Genomic DNA, 20,266 nt, shown 5'->3' with positions numbered 1-20,266 from the left:
CGCGAAAGCGGTGTGTCATTCAACACTGATGTTGCCTCACACAGTGCATTCGCGAGCAGGCTCGCTCCCACAGGGATTTATCTCAGGCTTTGACACCCTGCAACGGCGGCAACTTCGCCAACTTCAACGCCACCAGCAGGGCAATCAGCAACAACGCACCAATAAACAGGCCGATCCCGTTCCACCCGCCCAGATGCCAGAACACCCCGCCCGCCGTCCCGGCAATGCTCGATCCGGCGTAATAACTGAACAGATACAGCGACGACGCCTGACCCTTGGCGGTCAACGCGCGCCGGCCGATCCAGCTGCTCGCCACCGAGTGCGCGGCGAAGAAGCCGAAGGTGAACACCAGCATGCCGACGATCACCAGCAACAACGGCGTGAACATCGTCAGCGCGAGCCCGGCGAACATCAGCGCAATGGTCGCCCAGAGCACTTTGCGTCGCCCCAGTTTGTCCGCCAGCGAGCCGATCTTGGCTGAGCTGTAGATACCGGACAGGTAGACCACCGAGAGCAATCCGACAAATACCTGATCGAGGTTGTACGGCGCCGCCAGCAAGCGGTAGCCGATGTAGTTGAACAGCGTGACAAACGCGCCCATCAGCACAAACGCTTCAAGAAACAGTAGCGGCAGGCCGGCGTCGCGAAAGTGCATGGTGAAGCCGTCGAGCAGGCTGCGCGGGTGCAGCGAGCGAGCGCGGAAGTTGCGCGACTCCGGGAGTATCTTCCAGAACACCGCCGCTGCGATCAGCGCCAGACCGCCGATCACCAGCATCGCCGTGTGCCAGCTGACGAAGTCGATCAGCACGCCGGTGATCAAGCGTCCGCTCATCCCGCCGATCGCGTTGCCGCCGATGTACAAACCCATTGCCAGGCCGATGTGCTGTGGATGGATTTCTTCGCTCAGATAGGTCATCGCCACCGCTGCCAGGCCGCTCAATGACAGGCCGATCAGCGCGCGCATGATCAATACGCCGTGCCAGCTCGGCATCATCGAACTGGCGATGGTGCACAACGCGGCAGCGAACAGCGCCGCGACCATCACTGGTTTACGGCCGATGCGGTCGGAAATCGGCCCGGTGATCAGCAGACCGAAGGCCAACATGCCGGTCGCCACCGAAAGGATCAGACTGCTCTGCGCCGCGTTGATCCCGTATTCGTGGGACAGCAGCGGCATCATCGGTTGCACGCAATAGAGCAGCGCGAACGTCGCAAAGCCGCCACAGAACAGCGCCAGCACCGTGCGCATGAACGCCGGCGTGCCTTTTTCGATGTAGATCTCCTGCAGCTCGACGAGGGCATCGTCGTCGGCAGGGGGCGGGATTTCGTGGGCAAGGGGCGCGACAGCAGTTTTCACTTCAGACCTCGGAAAGCACAGCCGGGCAGGCAATGAAAAAATCATATAGCTGGCTAATGTTTCTATCCAATATATTGTTCGACCTGTTTGATAGCTTCAGCGACCTAATGGTAATCCTATGGAACTGCGTCATCTGCGTTACTTCATCGCCGTCGCCGAAGAACTGCATTTCGGCCGGGCCGCACAGGTGCTGGGCATCTCCCAGCCGCCACTGAGCCAACAAATCCAGGCGCTGGAACAGCAGCTCGGCGCACGTCTGTTCGAGCGCACCAATCGTCGGGTCGAGTTGAGCGAGGCCGGTCGCCTGTTTCTGCAGGAAGCGCGGCTTGTGCTGGCACAAGTCGACAAGGCGGCGGATGTTGCTCGGCGTGCGCAACTTGGCGAGCTGGGTGAGTTGAAGATTGGCTTCACCTCGTCGGCACCGTTCAACTCGACCATTCCGCAGGCGATTTTTTCCTTTCGTCAGCGCTTTCCGGCGGTGCATCTGAACCTGCGGGAAATGAGCAGCACCATGGTCGCCGATGCCTTGGTGGACGAGTCGATCGAGGTGGGCATCATGCGCCCGCTCGGATTGCCGGATTCACTGAGTGTTGTGGAGTTGATGCGCGAGCCATTGGTGGCGGTGCTCAGTTCCAAGCATCCGTTGGCCCAAGGCAGCGACGAAGGCCTGTTTCTCTCGGCGCTGGCGCTGGAACCGTTCGTGTTTTTCCCGCGCAGCTATGGCAGCGGGCTCTATGCGCAACTGCTCAGTCTGGCCCGTGACGCCGGCTTCAGCCCGCACTTCGCTCAAGAGGCTGGTGAGGCGATGACCATCATCGGCCTGGTCGCAGCGGGCCTCGGTGTATCGGTGCTGCCAGCGTCCTACCAACGCATGCGCATCGACGGCGTGGTCTACCGTCCGCTGCTCGATCCCGAAGCGATTTCGGCGGTTTGGCTGGTGCAGCGCAAAGATCAGAAATCACCGATGGCCAAAGCGTTTGTCGAACTGCTGACGCGCAAGGTTGAGCCCCTGACGGTGTGAAGGCGGCTGGCGCTTTCGCGAGCAGGCTCGCTCCCACAGGGAAACGCATTCCAAGGTGGGAGCGAGCCTGCTCGCGAAGGCATCGGCCCAAACATCACAGATTTCAGGGCAACCGCACCAAATCCCCCTTCAACGCCACCCGCGTGACAAATATCCCCGCCCGGCACTCGTACGTATTCAAATCCTTGCGCACATGCTGGTCGTAGTAACTGACGATATTCACAACCGCATTCGCCCCGACGCGCTTGGCATCAGCCTGCAATTTGATCAGATTCGACTGCAGCACCCATTCACACGAAGCCTGATCGCTCTTGTTGAAGCCGTTGGTTTTCAAATCGCTGACCACCCCTCGGCGCAGCAACTGCTGAGTGCCCTGCGGCCCGTTGCCGATCAGGTAGAACTTCACACTGCCATCCAGCCGACCGGCGCGAATCGCGTCCGACAGCACGGTTTCGAAAGGCATGTACATGAGGTTGGTGGCATGGCTGGCACTGGGCAGTAGCGCGAAAAGCGCAGCGGCCATCAGGGCTTTCACTTGCATGGTCATCTCCTTTGACGGTGAAAGAGAACTGCGAGGGCAGGTACTGAGCCGGGACCTGCTTAAGCGAGTGTAGATGGTGCAAGGGTGCAAGGGAGCAAGGGGATTGCAGAGAGCTACATTTCCCGTTATGGATCTGCCATAGGGGAACGCTCGATTTTTGCGCAAAATCGCCTCTTTTTCAGTGAGTGCCACGGATGCCTCTTCGATACCAGCCCAAGGAGGGCAGCGTGCTGATTTGCGATTTCAGAGGCTATGAAGTGCCTGAGATGGTGAAAGTCAGGCCCGTTGTCGTTCTGCGTAAACACCCCAGCAATAGTCTGTCGGTGGGGCTGTGATGGCGCTGGATATCGCGCCGAGAGGCGAAACGCCAGCCGTTGTCTGCCGATGCATTTCAAGCAATACTGCCTGCGTTCCCGAAAGGGGCTTGTGAGACTCTGAGGATCCTGGGCAACCAGCCATCGCAGAGCCAGGCAGGTAATCGGCGATGACAAGCCAACCTGTCTGTGAAAGGGCGCCAAACGGCGCCCTTTGTCATTTCTGGCGTTTACTGAACCTTCGCCAGATCACCCTTCAGCGCAACGCCCGCCATGATCGCGCCGGCGTGGCATTCGTAGGTTTGCGCGTCCTTGCGCTCGTTGCGCTTGTAGAAGCTGACGATGTTGGTCACGGCGTTGGCGCCGGCGTTCTTCGCGGCCTGGTGCAGGCTGATGATTGCCGATTGGGCGACCCATTCGCAGGCGACTTCGTCGGACTTGTTGAAGGCGTTGGTTTTCTTGTTGGTCACGGCGTCGGGGCTGACCACGGTGATTTTGCCCGCCGGGGTGTTGCCGGCCAGATAGAATTTCACACTGCCATCGATCTTGCCGGAGCGGGTGGCTTCGGCGACGGCTTTGTCGAATGGCAGGTAGACCGCCGTGTCGCGTGCCTGGCTGATCGCTGGCAGGGCGCAGAGCAGCAGGGTGACGGCGGCGAGTTTGTTGAAGTGCATGTAGGTCTCCTTGACCTGGATTGATTCGGTTATGCCCAGCGGCGGAAGATCAACGAGGTGTTGACGCCGCCGAAAGCGAAATTGTTGTTCATCACGTAGTCGTGATGCATCTGACGGAATTCGCCGCGCAGGTAATCGAGCTTGCCGCAGTGCGGGTCGACCTCGTCGAGGTTGAAGGTGTGTACATAGCGGTCGCTGTTGAGCATCTCGATGCTGAACCATGACTCCAGCGCACCGCAGGCACCGAGGGTATGGCCGAGAAAGCTCTTTTGCGAGCTGATCGGCATGTGTTCGCCGAACAGGCTGCTGGTCGCCAGCGTTTCGGCGATGTCGCCCTGTTCAGTCGCGGTGCCGTGGCCGTTCACATAACCGATGGCGTCCGGGGTGAGGCCGGCATCTTCCAGGGCCAGCTCCATGGCGCGGCGCATCGTGAGCTGTTCCGGGCGTGTGGTGTGCTGGCCGTCGGCGTTGCTGCCGAAACCGACGATTTCCGCGTGAATGTGCGCGCCACGGGCGAGGGCGTGTTCCAGCTCCTCAAGCACCAGCATGCCGCCACCTTCACCAATCACCAGACCGTCGCGGCCCTTATCGTACGGGCGAGGGCTGGTCTGGGGTGCATCGTTTTTCAGGCTGGTGGCGTAGAGCGCGTCGAACACCATGGCTTCGGTCGGGCACAGTTCTTCCGCGCCGCCGGCGAGCATCAATGGCAGGCGGCCGAACTTGATTGCCTCGTAGGCGTAGCCGATGCCCTGGCTGCCGCTGGTGCAGGCGCTGGACGTCGGGATCAGGCGGCCGGTGAGGCCGAAGAAAATGCTGATATTGGCGGCGGTGGTGTGCGGCATCATCCGCACATAGGAGTTGGCGTTCAGGCCCTCGGCCACCGAGTTGAGCAGCATGTTGCCGAACGCTTTGATCTCGTCAGTGCTGCCCGTGGACGAACCACAAGCAACGCCCATGCGCCCGTCCTTGATCGATTCGTCACCGAGCAGGCCAGCGTCAGCCAAGGCTTTTTCCGCCGCGCCGACCGCCAGTCGCGAAACCCGGCCCATGCTGCGCAACTGCTTGCGGGTCCAGTGCGACGGCACGAGAAAGTCATCGATAGGCCCGGCCAGACGCGTGTTCAGCTCAGTGAAGCGATCCCACTCGTCCATGCGACGAATGCCGCTGCGATTGGCCGCGAAATTGCCGGCAATGGTCGGCCAGTCGCTGCCCAGCGAGGTGATGCCGGCCATGCCGGTGACGACGACGCGCTTCATCAGCACAGGCCTCCGTTGACCGCCAGCACCTGGCGGGTGATGTACGAGGCTTCCGCCGACATCAGGAAATTCACCGCAGCGGCCACTTCCTCAGTGGTGCCCATGCGTTGCGCGGGGATCATTTTCATCAGTTCCTCCACCGGCACGTTTTCGTCGAGCATGGCCGTGTCGATCAGGCCAGGGGCGACGCAGTTAACCGTAATTTTGCGCTTGCCCAGCTCGATCGCCAACGCCTTTGCGGCACCGATTACGCCGGCCTTCGAGGCGCTGTAATTGACCTGGCCACGGTTGCCGATCAGGCCCGATACCGAGGTGATGCAGACGATGCGCCCGGCGGCGCGACGACGGATCATCGGCATCATCACCGGGTGCAGAACGTTGTAGAAACCGTCGAGGTTGGTGCGCAGGACCACGTCCCAATCGTCATCGCTCAGCGCCGGAAACGCGCCGTCGCGGGTCAGCCCGGCGTTGAGCACCACGCCGTAATAGGCACCGTGATTTTCGACATCGGCTTCGAGAATGCTTTTACAGGTTTCACGGTCGGCGACGTCGAATTGCAGGATGCGCGCGCGGCGGCCCAGTGCTTCGATTTCGGCCTGCACCGCTTGGGCTTCGGTCATGCCGCTGCGGCAATGCAGGACGATGTCGTGCCCGGCTTGCGCCAGACGCAAGGCAATGGCGCGGCCGATGCCCCGGCTGGAGCCGGTGACCAGTACGGATTCAGTCATCGTGCGACTCCTTTGTCTGTTGCAGATATTGGTTGGCTTGCGGCGGACGGAACACGTTCAGGCGGGCGCTGGCATGAATGCCGTCACCGTGGATGTGACATTCGAATACGCCCATGCCGTTGTCGTCTTCCAGTGAGCGCAGGCCGTGGATGGTCAGCTCGCTGCCGGGCGCAAAGGCTTCGACGTTGCACTCGAATTTGCGCGTGCCGAGGAGAAAGCCGAGCTCCGGCGGATTGCCTTTTTGCCGGGCGTGGCAACCGGCGAAAGCGGCGACGCTCTGCGCCATCAGCTCGACGCCGACCCACGCCGGCAGGCTGCCGTCAGGCAGGTTGAACAGGCCATCGGGCTTGACCGTCAGGCGGGTAAAAATCTGCTCATCGTCAAAGCGCTCGATGGCGTCGATCAGGATCATGTCGCCGGCATGCGGCAGCAGTTCGGCGAGCGGCCAGTGGCTCATGGTGCGTCTCCGATAATCAGGCTGACGTTGTTGCCGCCGAAGGCAAACGAGTTGCTCATCAGGTAGCGCGGTGCAATGGACGTCAGGCGCTCGCTCGCGGTCACCCACTTGAGCGGCGGCAGCGCGGGATCGGCCTGGCCGTCCCAGATGTGCGGCGGCAACGCCTGTTCAGGGTTTTCGGCACTCAGGCTCAGCCAGCAGAACGCCGCTTCCAGCGCGCCGGCGGCGCCGAGGGTGTGACCGGTCAGCGGCTTGGTCGACGAGCAGGCGACGCCTTGGGGAAACAGCGCCGCGACCGCCAGGCTTTCCATCGCGTCGTTGTGCTGGGTCGCGGTGCCGTGCAGGTTCAGGTAGTTGATTTGCGTGGCTTGCAGATGCGTGCGGCCAAGGGCTTTGTGCATCGCTTGCAGGGCGCCGCGACCGCTCGGCTCCGGCGCGGAAATATGGTGCGCATCCGAGCTCGCGCCCGTCCCCAGCAGGGCGATTCCCGGGCCTTCGCCGCGCTGTTTGCTCATCACGAACAGCACCGCTGCTTCGCCGATATTGATGCCGTTGCGGTTGGCGGAAAACGGATTGCAGCGTTCGTCTGAAACGGCTTCCAGCGAAGAGAAACCGTTCAGCGTGAGCTTGCACAGACTGTCGACGCCGCCGCACAGTACCGCGTCGCACAGGCCCAGATCGAGCAGGCGCTGGGCGCTCATCAGCGCGCGGGCGCTGGAGGTACAGGCAGTGGAAATCACGTAGGCCGGGCCGCTCAGTTGCAGCCATTCGGCGAGAAAATTCGCCGGGGCGCCGAGTTCCTGCTGGCGATAGTCGTACTCGCGAGGAAATTGCTGTTCGCGGATGTAATGCGCCAGACCCCGGCTGGCCTCGTCGATACCCGAGGTGCTGGTACCTAGCACCACGCCTATGCGCTCGCGGCCGAAGGTCTGGATCGCACGATCGATGTCGTCTCGAATCTGCAGCGCGGCTTCCAGCAGCAGCTGATTGTTGCGACTGCTGTGCTCGATCAGTTCGGCCGGGATCGGCGCCAATTCACCGTGCACGCCGGCGACAGGCAGCTCACGTTCGGCGACCCAACCGGACTCGCGGCGCATCCCCGAACAGTCGCCGGCAAACAGATTGCGCGCGACTTCAGACTTGTCGCGGCCCAAAGCGCAGATCACGCCGAGGGCATTCAGGTAAGCGGTCATGGCGTCGATTCACCTAACTGGGAAACGCGATAGTGCGGGCCTTGGGGCAGATTCAATTGGAAGCTCAACGGTTGTGAATAGCGGATGTTCCAGCGCGCCGGCAGTGAACGCTGATCGGCCTGTTGGCGGGCGTCGGGATAATTGCCCAGCAGTTCGGCGGAAGGCGTCAAAGCGAACAGCAATGCGGCGAACAGCTCCCGAGCTTCCGGGTTCGGCGGCAACAGACCGTCGGCCTGCCAGTGCCCGTCGATCAGTTGCTGGCGGGCCTGGGGAATGCCCAGCGGATCCATCATCGACCAGCGCGTGCCGGCGCCTTCGCGCTGGATCACCAGCAGCCAGTCCTGACGCTGCCCGGCCTGCTCGCGCTCGATGTGCAGTTGCAGCGGCAGGGGCAACGTCGGGTCGGCCGCTGGTAGCGGTGGCTGGCTGGCGCAGGCACTTAACAGCAAGGCTGACAAAACGATCGCCAGCCACCCAGCAATCCCTGTGGGAGCGAGCCTGCTCGCGAATGCAATCTGACATTCGCCACCTTTGCTGACTGATACACCGCTTTCGCGAGCAGGCTCGCTCCCACAGGGTTTCAGGTGTTCAGATCGATAGCCGTACATCAGACAGATTCCTGCAATGGCTTGCGCGCGACGACATTTACCAGCGTCTCTTCACGCTCACCGAATGGCTTGGGTTTGCTCAACCCCAACCGCTCCAGCAAACCAAAATCCTTCGACCGGCTCCACCACAGATACGGGTAGGACACATTGCGCTCGGCAAACTCGAAACCCTGCTCGCGGATCATCTGCAGATACCCGGCGGCGCTCTTCTGTACGTGCATCGGATGGCGGAACAGCCAGCGAATCACCCAGGTATCAATGTAAGCCTCGGTGGACTCGGCGAACAGCAGATAGCCGCCCGGCTTGAGCACGCGATAGAACTCGGCCAAGGCCTTTTCCTGCTCGACCAAGTGGTGGAAGGTCTGGTGACAGAACAGCATGTCGACGCTGGCATCGGCGACGTTGAGCGTGGCGCAATCGCTGCCGATCAACTCGACTGGCATGCCCAGGCGCGTGGCCTCTTCGGCGCTGAGTTGCAGGCTGTGCGGGTCGGCGTCGACGCCGATCAGGCGCTGCGGGGCGAAGGTCTGGCGCAGGTGGCCGAACGACTTGCCCTGACCGCAACCGGCGTCCAGCAGCACCGGACGTTCCGGCAGCGGCTCACTGAATAATCCACGCAGATCATTGATCGCCACGCGCAGCACGTGGTGCTGCCAGGTGTGGCTGCGCAGGAACCAGAGACCGAAGCGGGTTTCCTCGACGTAGCTGTCGCTCAGGTAATTCATGAGGCGTCCTGCGCGCAGAGTTGGGAAATCATCTTCAGCCGGCGCCGCGCTTCGCTGACAAACGGGTTGCGCTCGTCCCAGGCGTAACCGGCGAGGATCGAACAGATCATCCGGCGAATTTCCGCCTGGCTGTCCTCGTAGAAAATCACGTCCTGGAAGGTGCCGGCGTACCAGCCTTCGACGTAGCAGCGGAACGTGTCGACGCCGCGTTTCAACGGCTCGGCAAATTCGCTTTGCCAGTCCACCGTTTCACCCTGCAACTGACGGTGCAGCACGCCGGCAGCCATGCTCGCCGAACGCATGGCGATGGTCACGCCGGAGGAGAACACCGGATCGAGGAATTCTGCGGCGTTGCCCAGCAGCGCGAAGCCCGGGCCATGCAGGGTTTTCACATTGGCCGCGTAGCCGCCGAGGGTGCGCGCCGGAGTGTCCCAGACCGCGTTGTTCAGAACCCCGGCGAGGCTTGGCGTCTCGGCGATGAAGCTGCGCAGGCAGACATCGAGGTCGCTATCGCGCCCCCGGAAATGTTCCTCAGCCGCGACCACGCCCACCGAGCAGCGGCCGTTGCTGAACGGGATGGTCCAGAACCACACATCGCGATGCTCGGGATGGGTGGTGACGAGGATCTTTTCACGGTCGAACGCCGGGTTGTCGATGTGATCTTCGACATGGGTGAACACCGCCTGGCGCACCGGGAAATTCGAAGGCGCTTCGAGGTCAAGCAAGCGCGACAGCACGCGGCCGTAGCCGCTGGCGTCCAGGACGAAATCGGCTTCGACGCGGTACTCGCTGCCATCTTCGCGGCGCACGTCAAGGAGTGGTTTCGTCTGATCGAAATCGACGCTGACGATTGCATCGCCATAACGGATTTCCGCACCTTGCAATGCTGCTTGATCGGCCAGCAACTTGTCGAAATCGGCGCGCTGCACCTGGAACGTGGTCGGCTTGCCGGCGGTGAAGGTGTCGCCAAAATCGAAAGCGCTGTAGCGCTCGCCCCAGGCAAACGCCGCGCCGGTCTTGCGCTGGAAACCGGCGGCGTTGACGGCGTCGAGCATGCCGGCTTCTTCGACGAAATCCAGGCAGTGGCTGAGCAGGCTTTCGCCAATGGAGAAGCGCGGGAAGTGCTGGCGCTCGAGCACCAGCACATCGTGGCCCTTGCGCTTGAGCAGGGCAGCGGCGATAGCGCCGGACGGGCCGGCACCGATGATCACGACCTGACGGGATTCCATTTCAACGATTGGCACGTGAGCTCCGGGGCAAGGGACTGTTCAGATTCAGGGGCGCGCGATGCAGGCCGATCAGGGCCGGCAGCAGCGTCGCGATCAGGCCCATCAGCATCAGCGCGAAATACAGCGCCGGGGTGATGAGCTGTTGTTGCAATAGCAGATTGAGAAAGACGATTTCGCTCAGGCCGCGAATGTTCAGCAGTACGCTTTCGCGCCAGCGGCTGGCACCCGCGAACGAGGCGCCAGCCCAACCGAGGCCGAGCCAGTTGCCCAGCAGTTTACTGGCAATCGGCAACAGCAGCAGCGCCGCCCACTGCCCGGCGTCTAGGCTGGCGAGGGCGCTGTGCACGTCGATCTGGACGATGCCGAAGGTGAGGATCAGCGGGATCGCGATCCACGTCTGCAAGCGGCTCATCCAGCGTGCAGGCAACGGCAGCACCAACGGCACTTTCAGCAGCGCCATGCACAGCAGATAGCCGATGCCGAAAATCAGCGCGTTGAGTTTGTAATGCTCGGCCATGACCAGCAGGGCGAAGAAGCCGAGGCTGTAGGTCAGCGGGCGACGCACGCGCAGCAGGTGCAAAAGCAGTGGCACGCCGGCCATGGCCACGGGCAGCAACAGGCTGCTCAAGTGCAGGCTGCCCTGGGCGAGGCCGAACAGCGTCCAGCAGGTCAGATCGATAAGGATCGCGGTTTGCACCAGACGCCGTGTGGCAGCGGGCGGGTAATCGATGTGACGCAGATACAGGTACAGCACCGGGATCGCCGTTATGGCGAAGACCAGTCCGATGGCCAGTGCATTGAGCCACGGCTGCGCTGGCAGCAACCAGTACGCAACCGCCAGCCCGCAAGCGAACGGCACAGCGAAACTCGGCACAGCGATTTTTACGCTCTGGCGATCCAGACGCAGATCGATGACATCGCTGAGGATGTGCCCGAGCAGCAAGGCGAAGCTCAGGCTGTAGAGGTTTTTCAACCAGTCCGGGGCGATCAGTTGTGCGCCGCTGAGCTGCCAGCCCGGTTCGATCCAGAAGTACATCAGCAGCGGCAAACCGAAGCTCGCCAGCAGCAACTGACTGACGATCGGAATCAGGCCGAAGTGACGGCCGACCCGGGTCGCCAGGGCAAACAGCGCCAAGGCCAGCAACCAGAAGCCGAAGACCATCATGCGCTTGTCTCCGCAGCCGGTTCATGGCCCCCGGCCCACGGCGCGAGCATGAAGCTGAACGCCAGGCCGAGGCTTACCGACAGGCCGAAATTGCTCACCGCCGGCGTACTGGAGACCGCCAGCAGGCCGAACGATAGCCATGTGGTGACGGCGGCGAGCAAGGTGCCGAGCAGACTTACCGCCGCGCCGCCCACCTGTTCGCGCATGAGGATTGCGTAATCGACGCTGATCGCCGTCACCAGCAACAGGCCGAACAAGCTGAACAGGGTCAGTGGCTGACCGAGCCAGCCAAGGCTGGCCAGACTGCACAGCGCCGCCAGCAGTGGCAGGGCGACGATGCGCAGTGCGCCAGTCAGGCCGAACGGGAGCATCAGCACCAGCACGATCAACACGCAGGAGGCCAGTTTCAGTTCGGCAGCGCTGATCTGCGTGGCGGCAAAGACCTTGTTCAGGTCACCGAGGCGATCGACCAGCACCACCCCCGGCAAATCGAGTGCTTGCACGCGCAACAACGACGGATTGTTCAAGCCCTGCAAACTGGTCATCGCTGCGACGCCGTCTTCAGTCGGTCCAAGCCACAGTGTGCGATACGGCTCGCCGAGCGGGCCGGCCAGCGCGGCGTCGATGTCTTCGGCGGGCAGGGTCTGCAATTGCTGCAATTCGTTTTGCAACGCCGTCACTGGCACGCCGAGATCGAGCAGCGGTTGCCAGAATGACGGCAGCTTGTTCAGTGATTCGCGCACTCGCTGTTGCTGGCTCGGCGCGCTGACCAGTTGATCGAGGGCCAGATAGCCTTGCAGTTTGTCGAGGTTGACCAGTTGCTGCAGCCGTTCGCTCAGCGCTGCCTGGCGCTCAAGCAATTGCTCCTGATTGGCCGCGCGGATCAGGAAGAACTGGCTGGTCGGTTGATACCCGGTGATGCGCGCGATGGTCTGCGCTTCGTCGGTCAGATGCTGCGGCGCGCCGACCCATTGGCGGATGTCGTTTTTGCTCTGCAACTGCATCAGGCCGCCGACGCAGAAGGCGATCAGCAGGGCCAGCAGCGCGGGCGTGCGCATGCAACCGAGCAGCGCCTCACGCAGATGAATCAGGCGTTCGGCCAGGCGCAGCGGCCATTGCGCTGGGCGCAGTTGGACATTATTCAGCAGCGCCGGCAGCAGGCAGACCGCCGACAGATAGGCACCGAGCAAGCCGGCAGCGGAGAAAACGGCGATCTGCGTCAATGCCGGGAACGGCGTCCACGCCAGCGCCAGATAGCCGATAACGCTGGTGATCAGGCTCAGGGTCAGCCCCGGCAAGGTCAGGCGCAGGGCCGGCCAGCTGCGCCAGGGCTTGAGGCTCCAGCTCTTGGATAGATAGTGCAGTGGGTAATCGACGGCAACGCCGATCAGACTCGAGCCGAGCACCAGCGTCATCACATGCATGTGACCGAACAGCGCCACGCAGGCCACCGCGCCGAACAGCATGCCGACCAGCACCGGCACAAACGCCAGCAGCACGCCCCAGCGGCGAAACGCCAACAACAGCAACAGCAGAATGCCGACCGTCGCGCCACCGCCGACCCAAGTCATCTCGCGAGTAGCCTGTTGCTGGCCGTTGGCGGCGTAGAGCAGGCCACTGGCGGCGAGCAACTGCACGCCGCTTTGCGCCGCTTGCTCGCGGCTGTGCTGGAGCCGCTCTGCCACCTGCAACGGCAGGTTCATGTCGAAGGCGTTGCCGGTGGTGCGCGCACGCAGCATCACCCAGCTCTTGCCGTCGGCCTCGGTGACCAGTGCGCCGCTGCCAATGTCCAGTTGCACCGCGCCGTGTTTCGGCTGGCTGTTCTGGATGCGTCCGGTCAGGCCGAGCCAATCGTCCTGGCTCGGCACCAGGGTAAAGCCGTTGAACGGGTCGAACAGCGCCTGCACCCGCTGCTGGATGAACGCGTCGGGGTGCTCGCTGAGTAGCTGCCGATCATCCGCCGAGAGCATCGCCAAACGCCCTTGCAGCAATTGCTTGCGCAGCGCCGGCAAGTCGGCTTGCAGATTCCATTGCACGGTTTCGAACAGACCGCTGGCCTGCCATTGTTCGCCCAGTTGCTGAGCCATGTTCAGTGCTTGCTGGCGATCGGCGTGACCGACCAGCACCAGCATTTCGCGATTGAGCGGTTCTTGCATGCGCTGTTCGGCGCGCACTTCCAGCGCATCGGGACTGGTCCCGGGTACCAGCTCCATGAGATTGGCCGACAGCGGCGCACCGTCGCGCCACTGCCAGGCAGCCAGCGCGACGACGGCCAGCAGCAGGCTCAGAAACAGCCAGGGCAGCTTGCGTTCACTCGGCAAAGTCATGTTGCTCCGCTTCGCTCAAGGGTTGCTCGGCCGTGCTGTCCTGCATGCGCAGCAGGGTGCTGTCGCCCTGGGTTTCCAGCAGCTCGATGGTTTGCACAAGGGCGCCGCCATCGATATTGATCTGCTTGAACACTTGCTTGAGCAGCATCGAACGCGGCGTCAGAGTCAGTTGCCACTGCTGCGCCGTGCCGCTCAGGGCCAGTTCGAAATCCCGCTGCAAACCGCTGCTGTCACCTTGCAGTACGGCGAGGAACAAACGGTTCTGCTCGGCGCCGGCGCTCTTGTTCGGCAGCGGTTGCCAGCCGTTGGTGTCACGGCGGGCGATGCCATTGGCGGTGATGCGGTAATCCTGTTGCAGCGGGGTTTTCAACAACCACAGCAGGCCGTGATTTTTCGCGAGGACGAAGCTGCCCTTGCTGATCAGCGGCTGCGGCAGGGCGCGCAGGTGTTTTTCCTGAATGAACTGGCCGTGGATAACATCCGGTTTCGCCAGTTGTTCACTCAGTTGTTGCAGGTCGAAGGCATTGGCCCATGACGACACGGCCAGCAGCGTCAACGCGCCGAGGCTTCTGAAAAACACATTCATCGCAGCATCCTTTCTACGGCATCGGTGAAGACTTTGGGTGAAGCCAGTTGCATCTCGCGGCTGCTCACTTCGACAGCGACTTGCACGGAGCTGGCGCGGGTCAGGCGTTCGCCGGTCTGCAGGTCGCTGATCAGATAGTTGATCTTCAGACGGTTTTCCCACTCGATCAGGCTGGCGCGCACGTTCAGCCGCTGGCCGAACACCGCGCTGCGCACGTAGCGCAGTTGCAGGTCGATGATCGGCCAGGCGTAACCCGACTCGACCATGTGCGTGTAGTTATGGCCGATCTTGTCCAGCAGCGCACAGCGCGCCACTTCGAGGTATTTGACGTAATGGCCGTGCCAGACCACGTGCATGGTGTCGACGTCGAAAAACGGCACCAGAATCTCGGTATCGGCATGAAGCACTCCGGCACTACGCATGCAGCCTCCAGTGTTGCGCGGCGATGCGTTGCAGGCACAGGCGCAGTTCGCCTTCCAGCGCACGGTCTTCGATGACCGGCGGGAAGTCTTTGCCGAGTTCTTCGTGCATCGCCGCCAGTGCCGGCGGCAGCGGACGCGCATCGGCGGCTTGAGCGCGCAGCCACACGCCCTGATTGGCGGCGAGCAGCGTGGCGGCGGCGACCTGTTCGGTCAGCTCCAGCACGCGAATCGCATCACGGGCGGCGATGGTGCCCATGCTCACCTTGTCCTGGTTGTGGCATTCGGTGGAGCGCGAGAACACGCTGGCCGGCATGGTGTTTTTCAGCGCTTCGGCGGTCCAGGCGCTGGTGCCGATCTGCACAGCCTTGAAGCCGTGATTGATCATCGCCCGATCGGCGGGTGCGCCGGAGAGGTTGCTCGGCAAGCCGTGGTTGTAACGCTCGTCGACCAGCAACGCCAGTTGCCGATCGAGCAGATCGGCGACGTTGGCCACGAGGTTTTTCAGGCTGTCCATGGCGAACGCAATGTGCCCGCCGTAGAAGTGCCCGCCATGCAGAACACGCTCGGCTTCGGCGTCGATGATCGGGTTGTCGTTGGCGCTGTTCAGCTCGGTTTCGATGAAGCCGCGCAGCCAGTTCAGGCTGTCGGCCAACACGCCGAGCACATGCGGCGCGCAACGCAGCGAGTAGCGATCCTGCAGACGATGCAGTGGCGCGGTCGGCGCGTCGATTGCCAGATCCTTGCGCAACCACGCTGCTACCTGCATCTGCCCCGGGTGCGGTTTGGCGGCGAACAGACGTTCGTCGAAGTGCTCCGGATTGCCTTGCAGCGCGACGACGTTGAGCGCGGTAATGCGCGTGGCCAGTTGCAACAGGTAATCGGCGCGAGCGAAGGCGAGGCAGGCGAGGCCGGTCATCACCGCCGTGCCGTTCATCAGCGCCAGCGCCTCTTTCGGACGCAGCACCAGCGGCGTCCAGCCGAGCTCGCGATGCACGTCGGCAGCCTGACGACGTTCGCCACGGAACAGCACTTCGCGCTCGCCGGACAGGGTTGCGGCGACATAGGACAACGGCGTCAGATCGCCGCTGGCACCCACCGAACCCTCTTCGGGAATCAGTGGCAGGATGTCGTATTCGAGAAACGCATGCAGACGCTCGAGCAGTTCGACGCGCACCCCGGAAACGCCGTGACACAACGACTGCAAACGCGCCGCCAGCACCGCGCGGGTGGCCTGCGCGTCGAGCAGTTTGCCCAGGCCGCAGCCGTGAAAAGTGTAGAGATGACGCGGCAGCGCCTCGACGTGATGCAGCGGCACCGCGACCACGCAGGAATCGCCGTAACCGGTGGTGACGCCGTAGATCACACCTTCTTTGTCCAGCAGCGAATCGAGAAACCGCGCGCCCTTGGCGATGCGCTCGCGATAGTCGGCGTCAGCCTGCAACTGCACGGGCGCCTGACGGTTGGCCAGGGCCAGCACGTCTTCGATGCGCAAAGGGCGTTCGCCGAAGGTTACCGGCTCATGGGTTGGCGTCGTCATCGGTCTTCCAGAAAGGGTAAAAGTTGAACCATTGCTGCGGGGCTTCGAGGCAATAGTGACTCAGGCGCTGCGCGTAGCGAGTGGCCCACTGATGAATGACCTGCTCGCGCTCGCGGCGTGTCCACACCACCGCGTCGGCGAACGGTTCGAGGGTCAGGCGATAGTGGCCGTCGGGTTGCTTGAGGCACATCAGCAGGTTGACCGGGCACTTGAGCAGGCCGGCCAGCAACCACGGGCCTTGCGGAAATGGCGCCGGATGGCCGAGAAAGTCCACTGTCACGCTGCGCCCGCCGTGCAGCGGCACGCGGTCACCGGCAATCGCCAACCACTCGCCGCGTTCCAGCCGTTCGTGCAGTTGCAGCATGATCACCGGGTCGAGTTCGCTGACCTGAATCAGGCGCAGATTGGTCGCCCCGGCCTCGCCAAGCAAGCGGTTGAATTGCTCGGCATGCTTGGTGTGCACCAACACATTCATGGTGACCTTTTCGCCGATCTCCGCCAGCGCCCGGCACACTTCGAGATTGCCCAGATGCGCGCCGACCAGCAGTTGCCCGCGACTGCCGCGCAACTGCTTGCGCAGCAGCGCCGGGTCGATGATTTCGATCTGCTCGATGCGCAGCTTGCCGTTCCACACATCGAGCTTGTCGAGCAGCGAATCGGCAAAGGTCATGAACTGGCCAAACACCCGCCAGTGGCTCGGGCGCAGGTCGTCGCGCCGGCTCCACGCGGCCAGCCGCTGCTGGTACTGCCAGGCACTGCGCCGGGCGACGCGGCCGAACAAAAAGAAATACAGCACGATGCCATAAAGCAACGGACTGAGCAGGCGGCGGCCGAGGACTTTGGCGGCGAACGCGGTGAATTTCATCAGCAGGAAACTGCCGCGCTCTTCGCGGTCGGCCCAGTGCTTCTTGTCGACTTCTTCGCTCATGGTTTCCACCGCCGCCAGAGGATCACCGGCCAACGCAGCAACATGCCGAAGAACAGCCGCGTGTGCATGCTGGAAATCAGCGCGTTGTCGTGGAACAGGCGAAAGTGCGATACACCGTCCAACGGGTAATGCACGCTGGTCTGCAGCCAGCGCATCGGCTGATTGCGCCAGGCCAGACGCACGAGGATGTCCGAGTCGAAATCCATGCGTTTGCCGACTTTCGCCGAGTCAATCACCGCCAGAGTCGGCGCCAGCGGATAGACACGGAAGCCGCACATCGAATCGCGAATCTGCAACGACAGGGTGTTGATCCACACCATCACGTGGGTCAGGTAGCGCGCGTACAAACGCCCTTTCGGCACGCTCTCGTCGAACAGCGGATAGCCGCAGATCATCGCCTCGGGATGGGCGCGGGATTCGCCGACGAAGCGCGCGACGTCGTGCAAATCGTGCTGACCGTCGGCATCGACCTGCAAGGCATGGCTGTAGCCCAGACGCGAGGCTTCACGCAGACCGGTCATCACCGCGCCGCCCTTGCCCTGATTGGCTGTGAGACGCACCAGGAAAACCCCGTCGCGCTCGGCCAGGGTGTCGAGCACCCGCGCGCAGGACGGCTCGCTGGCATCGTCCACCAGAATGCACGGCAGACCTTGTGCAAGCAGGGCATCGACCACGGTGGTGATCGCGGTTTCGTGGTTGTACACCGGGATTACGGCGCAGGGGTTATGCATGGGCAGGCCCCAGAAGAATGCGTCCGCTGGAACACGTCGCCGTGTCGTTGCGATAAGCAAAATACAACTTGCCGCGCTCGGCATCGAAACGCAGATGCAGCTGGATTTCATCACCCGGGCGCACCAGTTGCTGGAATTTCAGCACTTCCATTCCGGCAAACGCGCCGTCCAGATTCAGCAACTGCCGACCCAGATTCAGCGCCCATTCCACCTGCACTACGCCGGGCAAAACCGGCGCCTTGGGAAAGTGTCCGCTGAAGTAGGCCAGATCCGGCGGCACGCTGAGTTGCAGGCTCCACTCGCCGTCGCTTGCACTTTGCTCCAGCACTTCGGGGATTTTCGGCCGTGCGGCCAGCAGCAGCGCTTCGACGTCGGCTTGCGCCAGTTTGCCCTGGCTGTTCAACGGCATTTGCCGCAGCAGGCGCCAGCGCCGGGGCAGGGCGAGGGCTTCGCAATGTTGGCTCAGATGTTTGCGCAGGGTTTCGGTCAATTCACGGCGGCCGTGCTCGCGCAGGGCGAACAGGCCCGATTCGCTGAGCACCAGCAGCGCACCGAGCGAGGCGCGGTTTTCCTGAACCACACCGAGGCGCGCCTCGGCGACCCAGTCATGGGCTGCCAAGGCCTGCTCAAGCATCGGCAGCGAGATGCGTTTTTCTTCCAGTTTGACGATGCGGTCCAGTCGCCCCAGCAGTTCGAAGCGACCATCGGCGGCGATGCGCGCGGCGTCAGCGCTGTGTTCGACATGGCCGGCAGGCAGATAAGGCGAAGAAATAAGCAGGGCGCCGTCGCTGTCCTGGCTCAGTTCGACACCAGCAAACGGTTGCCACAACGACTCGCCCTGACGCCAGGCGATGCCGCCGGTTTCCGAGCTGCCGAGGATTTCCGTCGGCCATTGCTGCAAGCGCTGGTGCAGGCTTTGCGCCGCTTCCGACGGCAACGCGCCCCCGGAGGAAAACACCCGGCGCACCGCGCTCAGGGCCGGCCAGTCGAGGTTGTCGCCCATGCGCTTGAGCAGCGCCGGGCTGGCGACCCAGGCGAAGGCCGGGTATTCGCGGCTGGCGCGCTGCAAGTCTTCGGAAAAGGCCAGTTGCCGGCGCACGAACGGGCGCCCGGCGCACAATGGCCACAACACGCGAAACAGCAGGCCATAGATGTGTTGCGTGGCGACGCTGCCGATGATGCAGGCTTCACCGAGGTCTGCGCCCCACAACTGCTCCAGCGCTTCGACCTCGTTGGCCAACTGGCGCAAGGTCTTGTCGATGCGCTTGGGCTCGCCGCTGGAGCCGGAAGTGCACAGGCTCAGGCGGCATTGATCGAGATTCAGTTCTGCACCGGGCAGCCCGGGCTGAGTGAAGTCGTGCAACTGGGCGTCGCCGGGTTGATCGGTCAGCCATAGATCGACTTCCTGCGACCAGCGCTGACGCGTCTGCGCTTGCAGATCCGCCGGCAGCAACACGCTGGCGCCGGCACGCCAGGCAGCGAGCAGGGCGATGGCAAGGTCGGCGGCATCTTCCAGATGCACGGCCAGCCTTTTCACGCCTCGGCTTTGCAGACCCGCGGCGACGCTCAAGGCCTGCGCTCGCAGTTGCGTGTGATCGAGGGCCGGCGCCTGGCAGATCGCCCGTGCCGGCAGTGCCTTGAGCAACAGCTGCTCAAGTTTTATCCAATTCATGTACGGCCTCTTACCCGTTGTCGTATCAGCCATTCAATGGCAAACATCAGGCCGATCAATCCATAGGAGATCAGGCCGGTGTACAACATCCACCAATCCAGCGGCGCCCACAGGGTGAGGAGCGCAGCGCACAAACCGTTGCAGAAGAAAAACACGCTCCAGGCCAGCGTGACCTTGCGCGTATAGCGAATGGCAACCTGCGGCAGCTCCGGCTCGCGCAAGCGCGCCAGACGCTCGACCATTGGCGGGCCGTATTTCATGCTGGCGCCGAACAGCACCAGCATGAATGCGCTGATCAGCACCGGGTACCAGCGCAGCAGCTGCGGGCTGTCGAACACCGCCAGCAGCAGGCAGAACACCATCGCCACGCACGCCATCCACAGGCTGCCGGGCTTGCGTTCGCCGGTCAGAGCGCGCGCCAGCCACAGGCTGCCCAGCAGCAGTGCAAATTGCCACGGGGCGAAATGCTCCATGCCGAAATACACCGCAAAGGGGTACAGCAGACCGGCCAGCAGCAGGCCCAGGCCGATCAGTCGGCTCATGCGGCCGGTTGAACCAGACGGAACACCGCCTCGACCACGTCACCGACGGTGCGCACCGATTTGAATTCTTCGGCGGCGATTTTCTTGCCGGTCTGGCGTTTGATGTGATCGATCAGGTCGACCGCATCGATGCTGTCGATTTCCAGATCCTGATACAGATTGGCGTCCATGCTTACACGAGCCGGATCCAGTTCGAACAGCTCGACCAGGGCATCGCGCAGGGTGTTGAAGATATCGTCACGAGTTTGCATGG

The 20,266-nt window shown here is 62.8% G+C and carries 21 protein-coding genes; 1 reads left to right on the top strand and 20 read right to left on the bottom strand.

Going from position 1 to position 20,266, the window contains the following annotated elements; all coding sequences use genetic code 11:
- Nucleotides 1–82: 82 nt before the first annotated feature.
- Nucleotides 83–1,357: an MFS transporter gene (locus J5M66_RS07940; protein WP_123444010.1), complete on the bottom strand. Its 1,275-nt coding sequence runs from the start codon at nucleotides 1,355–1,357 to the stop codon at nucleotides 83–85.
- Between the two features lie 118 nt (nucleotides 1,358–1,475).
- Here J5M66_RS07940 and J5M66_RS07935 point away from each other — a divergent pair, with 118 nt between their 5' ends.
- Nucleotides 1,476–2,378 carry a LysR family transcriptional regulator gene (locus J5M66_RS07935; protein WP_024011277.1) on the top strand — a complete coding sequence of 301 codons (903 nt, stop codon included), beginning with the start codon at nucleotides 1,476–1,478 and terminating at the stop codon, nucleotides 2,376–2,378.
- A gap of 103 nt (nucleotides 2,379–2,481) precedes the next feature.
- On the opposite strand, the gene J5M66_RS07930 is transcribed toward J5M66_RS07935, so the two are convergent.
- The 19 genes from J5M66_RS07930 to J5M66_RS07835 form a co-directional block, all read right to left on the bottom strand.
- The gene (locus J5M66_RS07930) at nucleotides 2,482–2,919 is read right to left on the bottom strand and encodes an excinuclease (protein WP_207807677.1); all 438 of its coding nucleotides are present in this window, start codon (nucleotides 2,917–2,919) and stop codon (nucleotides 2,482–2,484) included.
- Between the two features lie 544 nt (nucleotides 2,920–3,463).
- On the bottom strand, nucleotides 3,464–3,907 hold the full coding sequence (locus tag J5M66_RS07920) for an excinuclease (protein ID WP_207807678.1): 444 nt from the start codon (nucleotides 3,905–3,907) through the stop codon (nucleotides 3,464–3,466).
- 29 nt (nucleotides 3,908–3,936) lie between these two features.
- Nucleotides 3,937–5,163 (bottom strand): beta-ketoacyl-ACP synthase, encoded by a 1,227-nt coding sequence (locus tag J5M66_RS07915; RefSeq protein ID WP_073471608.1) that lies wholly within the window; start codon nucleotides 5,161–5,163, stop codon nucleotides 3,937–3,939.
- Nucleotides 5,163–5,891, bottom strand: a complete 729-nt coding sequence (fabG, locus tag J5M66_RS07910) for a 3-oxoacyl-ACP reductase FabG (RefSeq protein WP_207807679.1) — start codon at nucleotides 5,889–5,891, stop codon at nucleotides 5,163–5,165. Before fabG ends, J5M66_RS07915 begins: the two co-directional genes overlap by 1 nt.
- Nucleotides 5,884–6,348: a hotdog family protein gene (locus tag J5M66_RS07905; RefSeq protein ID WP_073471610.1), complete on the bottom strand. Its 465-nt coding sequence runs from the start codon at nucleotides 6,346–6,348 to the stop codon at nucleotides 5,884–5,886. Before J5M66_RS07905 ends, fabG begins: the two co-directional genes overlap by 8 nt.
- Nucleotides 6,345–7,541: a beta-ketoacyl-[acyl-carrier-protein] synthase family protein gene (locus tag J5M66_RS07900; protein ID WP_207807680.1), complete on the bottom strand. Its 1,197-nt coding sequence runs from the start codon at nucleotides 7,539–7,541 to the stop codon at nucleotides 6,345–6,347. The genes J5M66_RS07905 and J5M66_RS07900 overlap by 4 nt, the downstream gene beginning before the upstream one ends.
- Complete coding sequence (locus J5M66_RS07895) at nucleotides 7,538–8,149, bottom strand: hypothetical protein (protein WP_185015448.1); 612 nt, start codon at nucleotides 8,147–8,149, stop codon at nucleotides 7,538–7,540. The genes J5M66_RS07900 and J5M66_RS07895 overlap by 4 nt, the downstream gene beginning before the upstream one ends.
- The gene (locus J5M66_RS07890) at nucleotides 8,149–8,874 is read right to left on the bottom strand and encodes a class I SAM-dependent methyltransferase (RefSeq protein WP_207807681.1); all 726 of its coding nucleotides are present in this window, start codon (nucleotides 8,872–8,874) and stop codon (nucleotides 8,149–8,151) included. Before J5M66_RS07890 ends, J5M66_RS07895 begins: the two co-directional genes overlap by 1 nt.
- Nucleotides 8,871–10,118, bottom strand: coding sequence for an NAD(P)/FAD-dependent oxidoreductase (locus J5M66_RS07885; RefSeq protein WP_123444007.1), 1,248 nt, complete (start codon nucleotides 10,116–10,118; stop codon nucleotides 8,871–8,873). Before J5M66_RS07885 ends, J5M66_RS07890 begins: the two co-directional genes overlap by 4 nt.
- The gene (locus J5M66_RS07880; protein ID WP_207807682.1) at nucleotides 10,105–11,268 is read right to left on the bottom strand and encodes a sodium:proton antiporter; all 1,164 of its coding nucleotides are present in this window, start codon (nucleotides 11,266–11,268) and stop codon (nucleotides 10,105–10,107) included. Before J5M66_RS07880 ends, J5M66_RS07885 begins: the two co-directional genes overlap by 14 nt.
- A complete protein-coding gene (locus J5M66_RS07875; RefSeq protein WP_207807683.1) occupies nucleotides 11,265–13,595 on the bottom strand; it encodes an MMPL family transporter in 2,331 nt (776 codons plus the stop codon). The genes J5M66_RS07880 and J5M66_RS07875 overlap by 4 nt, the downstream gene beginning before the upstream one ends.
- Nucleotides 13,579–14,181 carry an outer membrane lipoprotein carrier protein LolA gene (locus J5M66_RS07870; RefSeq protein WP_207807684.1) on the bottom strand — a complete coding sequence of 201 codons (603 nt, stop codon included), beginning with the start codon at nucleotides 14,179–14,181 and terminating at the stop codon, nucleotides 13,579–13,581. The genes J5M66_RS07875 and J5M66_RS07870 overlap by 17 nt, the downstream gene beginning before the upstream one ends.
- Entirely contained in the window at nucleotides 14,178–14,603 is a 426-nt protein-coding gene (locus J5M66_RS07865) for an acyl-CoA thioesterase (protein WP_056787385.1), read from the bottom strand. The genes J5M66_RS07870 and J5M66_RS07865 overlap by 4 nt, the downstream gene beginning before the upstream one ends.
- Complete coding sequence (locus J5M66_RS07860) at nucleotides 14,596–16,140, bottom strand: aromatic amino acid ammonia-lyase (RefSeq protein ID WP_095181015.1); 1,545 nt, start codon at nucleotides 16,138–16,140, stop codon at nucleotides 14,596–14,598. The genes J5M66_RS07865 and J5M66_RS07860 overlap by 8 nt, the downstream gene beginning before the upstream one ends.
- Nucleotides 16,121–17,068, bottom strand: a complete 948-nt coding sequence (locus J5M66_RS07855) for a glycosyl transferase (RefSeq protein WP_123444003.1) — start codon at nucleotides 17,066–17,068, stop codon at nucleotides 16,121–16,123. Before J5M66_RS07855 ends, J5M66_RS07860 begins: the two co-directional genes overlap by 20 nt.
- Complete coding sequence (locus tag J5M66_RS07850) at nucleotides 17,065–17,799, bottom strand: glycosyltransferase family 2 protein (RefSeq protein WP_123444002.1); 735 nt, start codon at nucleotides 17,797–17,799, stop codon at nucleotides 17,065–17,067. Before J5M66_RS07850 ends, J5M66_RS07855 begins: the two co-directional genes overlap by 4 nt.
- Nucleotides 17,792–19,471, bottom strand: a complete 1,680-nt coding sequence (locus J5M66_RS07845; RefSeq protein ID WP_207807685.1) for an acyl-CoA synthetase family protein — start codon at nucleotides 19,469–19,471, stop codon at nucleotides 17,792–17,794. Before J5M66_RS07845 ends, J5M66_RS07850 begins: the two co-directional genes overlap by 8 nt.
- Nucleotides 19,468–20,013 (bottom strand): hypothetical protein, encoded by a 546-nt coding sequence (locus tag J5M66_RS07840; protein ID WP_123444000.1) that lies wholly within the window; start codon nucleotides 20,011–20,013, stop codon nucleotides 19,468–19,470. Before J5M66_RS07840 ends, J5M66_RS07845 begins: the two co-directional genes overlap by 4 nt.
- A complete protein-coding gene (locus tag J5M66_RS07835) occupies nucleotides 20,010–20,264 on the bottom strand; it encodes an acyl carrier protein (RefSeq protein WP_016772026.1) in 255 nt (84 codons plus the stop codon). The genes J5M66_RS07840 and J5M66_RS07835 overlap by 4 nt, the downstream gene beginning before the upstream one ends.
- Nucleotides 20,265–20,266: the final 2 nt, after the last annotated feature.

Source organism: Pseudomonas sp. 67(2021) (assembly GCF_017491835.1).
GTDB classification, from domain to species: domain Bacteria; phylum Pseudomonadota; class Gammaproteobacteria; order Pseudomonadales; family Pseudomonadaceae; genus Aquipseudomonas; species Aquipseudomonas atacamensis.
Note: the sequence above shows the minus strand (reverse complement) of the source record. Positions and strands in the feature narration are given on the sequence as shown.

What these genes read in the sequence shown, in the direction of transcription:
- J5M66_RS07920 (WP_207807678.1), bottom strand. Translation starts at nt 3,907, where the DNA reads ATGCACTTCAACAAACTCGCCGCCGTCACCCTGCTGCTCTGCGCCCTG.
- J5M66_RS07905 (WP_073471610.1), bottom strand. Translation starts at nt 6,348, where the DNA reads ATGAGCCACTGGCCGCTCGCCGAACTGCTGCCGCATGCCGGCGACATG.
- J5M66_RS07915 (WP_073471608.1), bottom strand. Translation starts at nt 5,163, where the DNA reads ATGAAGCGCGTCGTCGTCACCGGCATGGCCGGCATCACCTCGCTGGGC.
- J5M66_RS07900 (WP_207807680.1), bottom strand. Translation starts at nt 7,541, where the DNA reads ATGACCGCTTACCTGAATGCCCTCGGCGTGATCTGCGCTTTGGGCCGC.
- J5M66_RS07840 (WP_123444000.1), bottom strand. Translation starts at nt 20,013, where the DNA reads ATGAGCCGACTGATCGGCCTGGGCCTGCTGCTGGCCGGTCTGCTGTAC.
- J5M66_RS07870 (WP_207807684.1), bottom strand. Translation starts at nt 14,181, where the DNA reads ATGAATGTGTTTTTCAGAAGCCTCGGCGCGTTGACGCTGCTGGCCGTG.
- J5M66_RS07880 (WP_207807682.1), bottom strand. Translation starts at nt 11,268, where the DNA reads ATGATGGTCTTCGGCTTCTGGTTGCTGGCCTTGGCGCTGTTTGCCCTG.
- J5M66_RS07860 (WP_095181015.1), bottom strand. Translation starts at nt 16,140, where the DNA reads ATGACGACGCCAACCCATGAGCCGGTAACCTTCGGCGAACGCCCTTTG.
- J5M66_RS07835 (WP_016772026.1), bottom strand. Translation starts at nt 20,264, where the DNA reads ATGCAAACTCGTGACGATATCTTCAACACCCTGCGCGATGCCCTGGTC.
- J5M66_RS07890 (WP_207807681.1), bottom strand. Translation starts at nt 8,874, where the DNA reads ATGAATTACCTGAGCGACAGCTACGTCGAGGAAACCCGCTTCGGTCTC.
- J5M66_RS07930 (WP_207807677.1), bottom strand. Translation starts at nt 2,919, where the DNA reads ATGCAAGTGAAAGCCCTGATGGCCGCTGCGCTTTTCGCGCTACTGCCC.
- J5M66_RS07895 (WP_185015448.1), bottom strand. Translation starts at nt 8,149, where the DNA reads ATGTACGGCTATCGATCTGAACACCTGAAACCCTGTGGGAGCGAGCCT.
- J5M66_RS07935 (WP_024011277.1), top strand. Translation starts at nt 1,476, where the DNA reads ATGGAACTGCGTCATCTGCGTTACTTCATCGCCGTCGCCGAAGAACTG.
- J5M66_RS07855 (WP_123444003.1), bottom strand. Translation starts at nt 17,068, where the DNA reads ATGAGCGAAGAAGTCGACAAGAAGCACTGGGCCGACCGCGAAGAGCGC.
- fabG (WP_207807679.1), bottom strand. Translation starts at nt 5,891, where the DNA reads ATGACTGAATCCGTACTGGTCACCGGCTCCAGCCGGGGCATCGGCCGC.
- J5M66_RS07865 (WP_056787385.1), bottom strand. Translation starts at nt 14,603, where the DNA reads ATGCGTAGTGCCGGAGTGCTTCATGCCGATACCGAGATTCTGGTGCCG.
- J5M66_RS07850 (WP_123444002.1), bottom strand. Translation starts at nt 17,799, where the DNA reads ATGCATAACCCCTGCGCCGTAATCCCGGTGTACAACCACGAAACCGCG.
- J5M66_RS07845 (WP_207807685.1), bottom strand. Translation starts at nt 19,471, where the DNA reads ATGAATTGGATAAAACTTGAGCAGCTGTTGCTCAAGGCACTGCCGGCA.
- J5M66_RS07875 (WP_207807683.1), bottom strand. Translation starts at nt 13,595, where the DNA reads ATGACTTTGCCGAGTGAACGCAAGCTGCCCTGGCTGTTTCTGAGCCTG.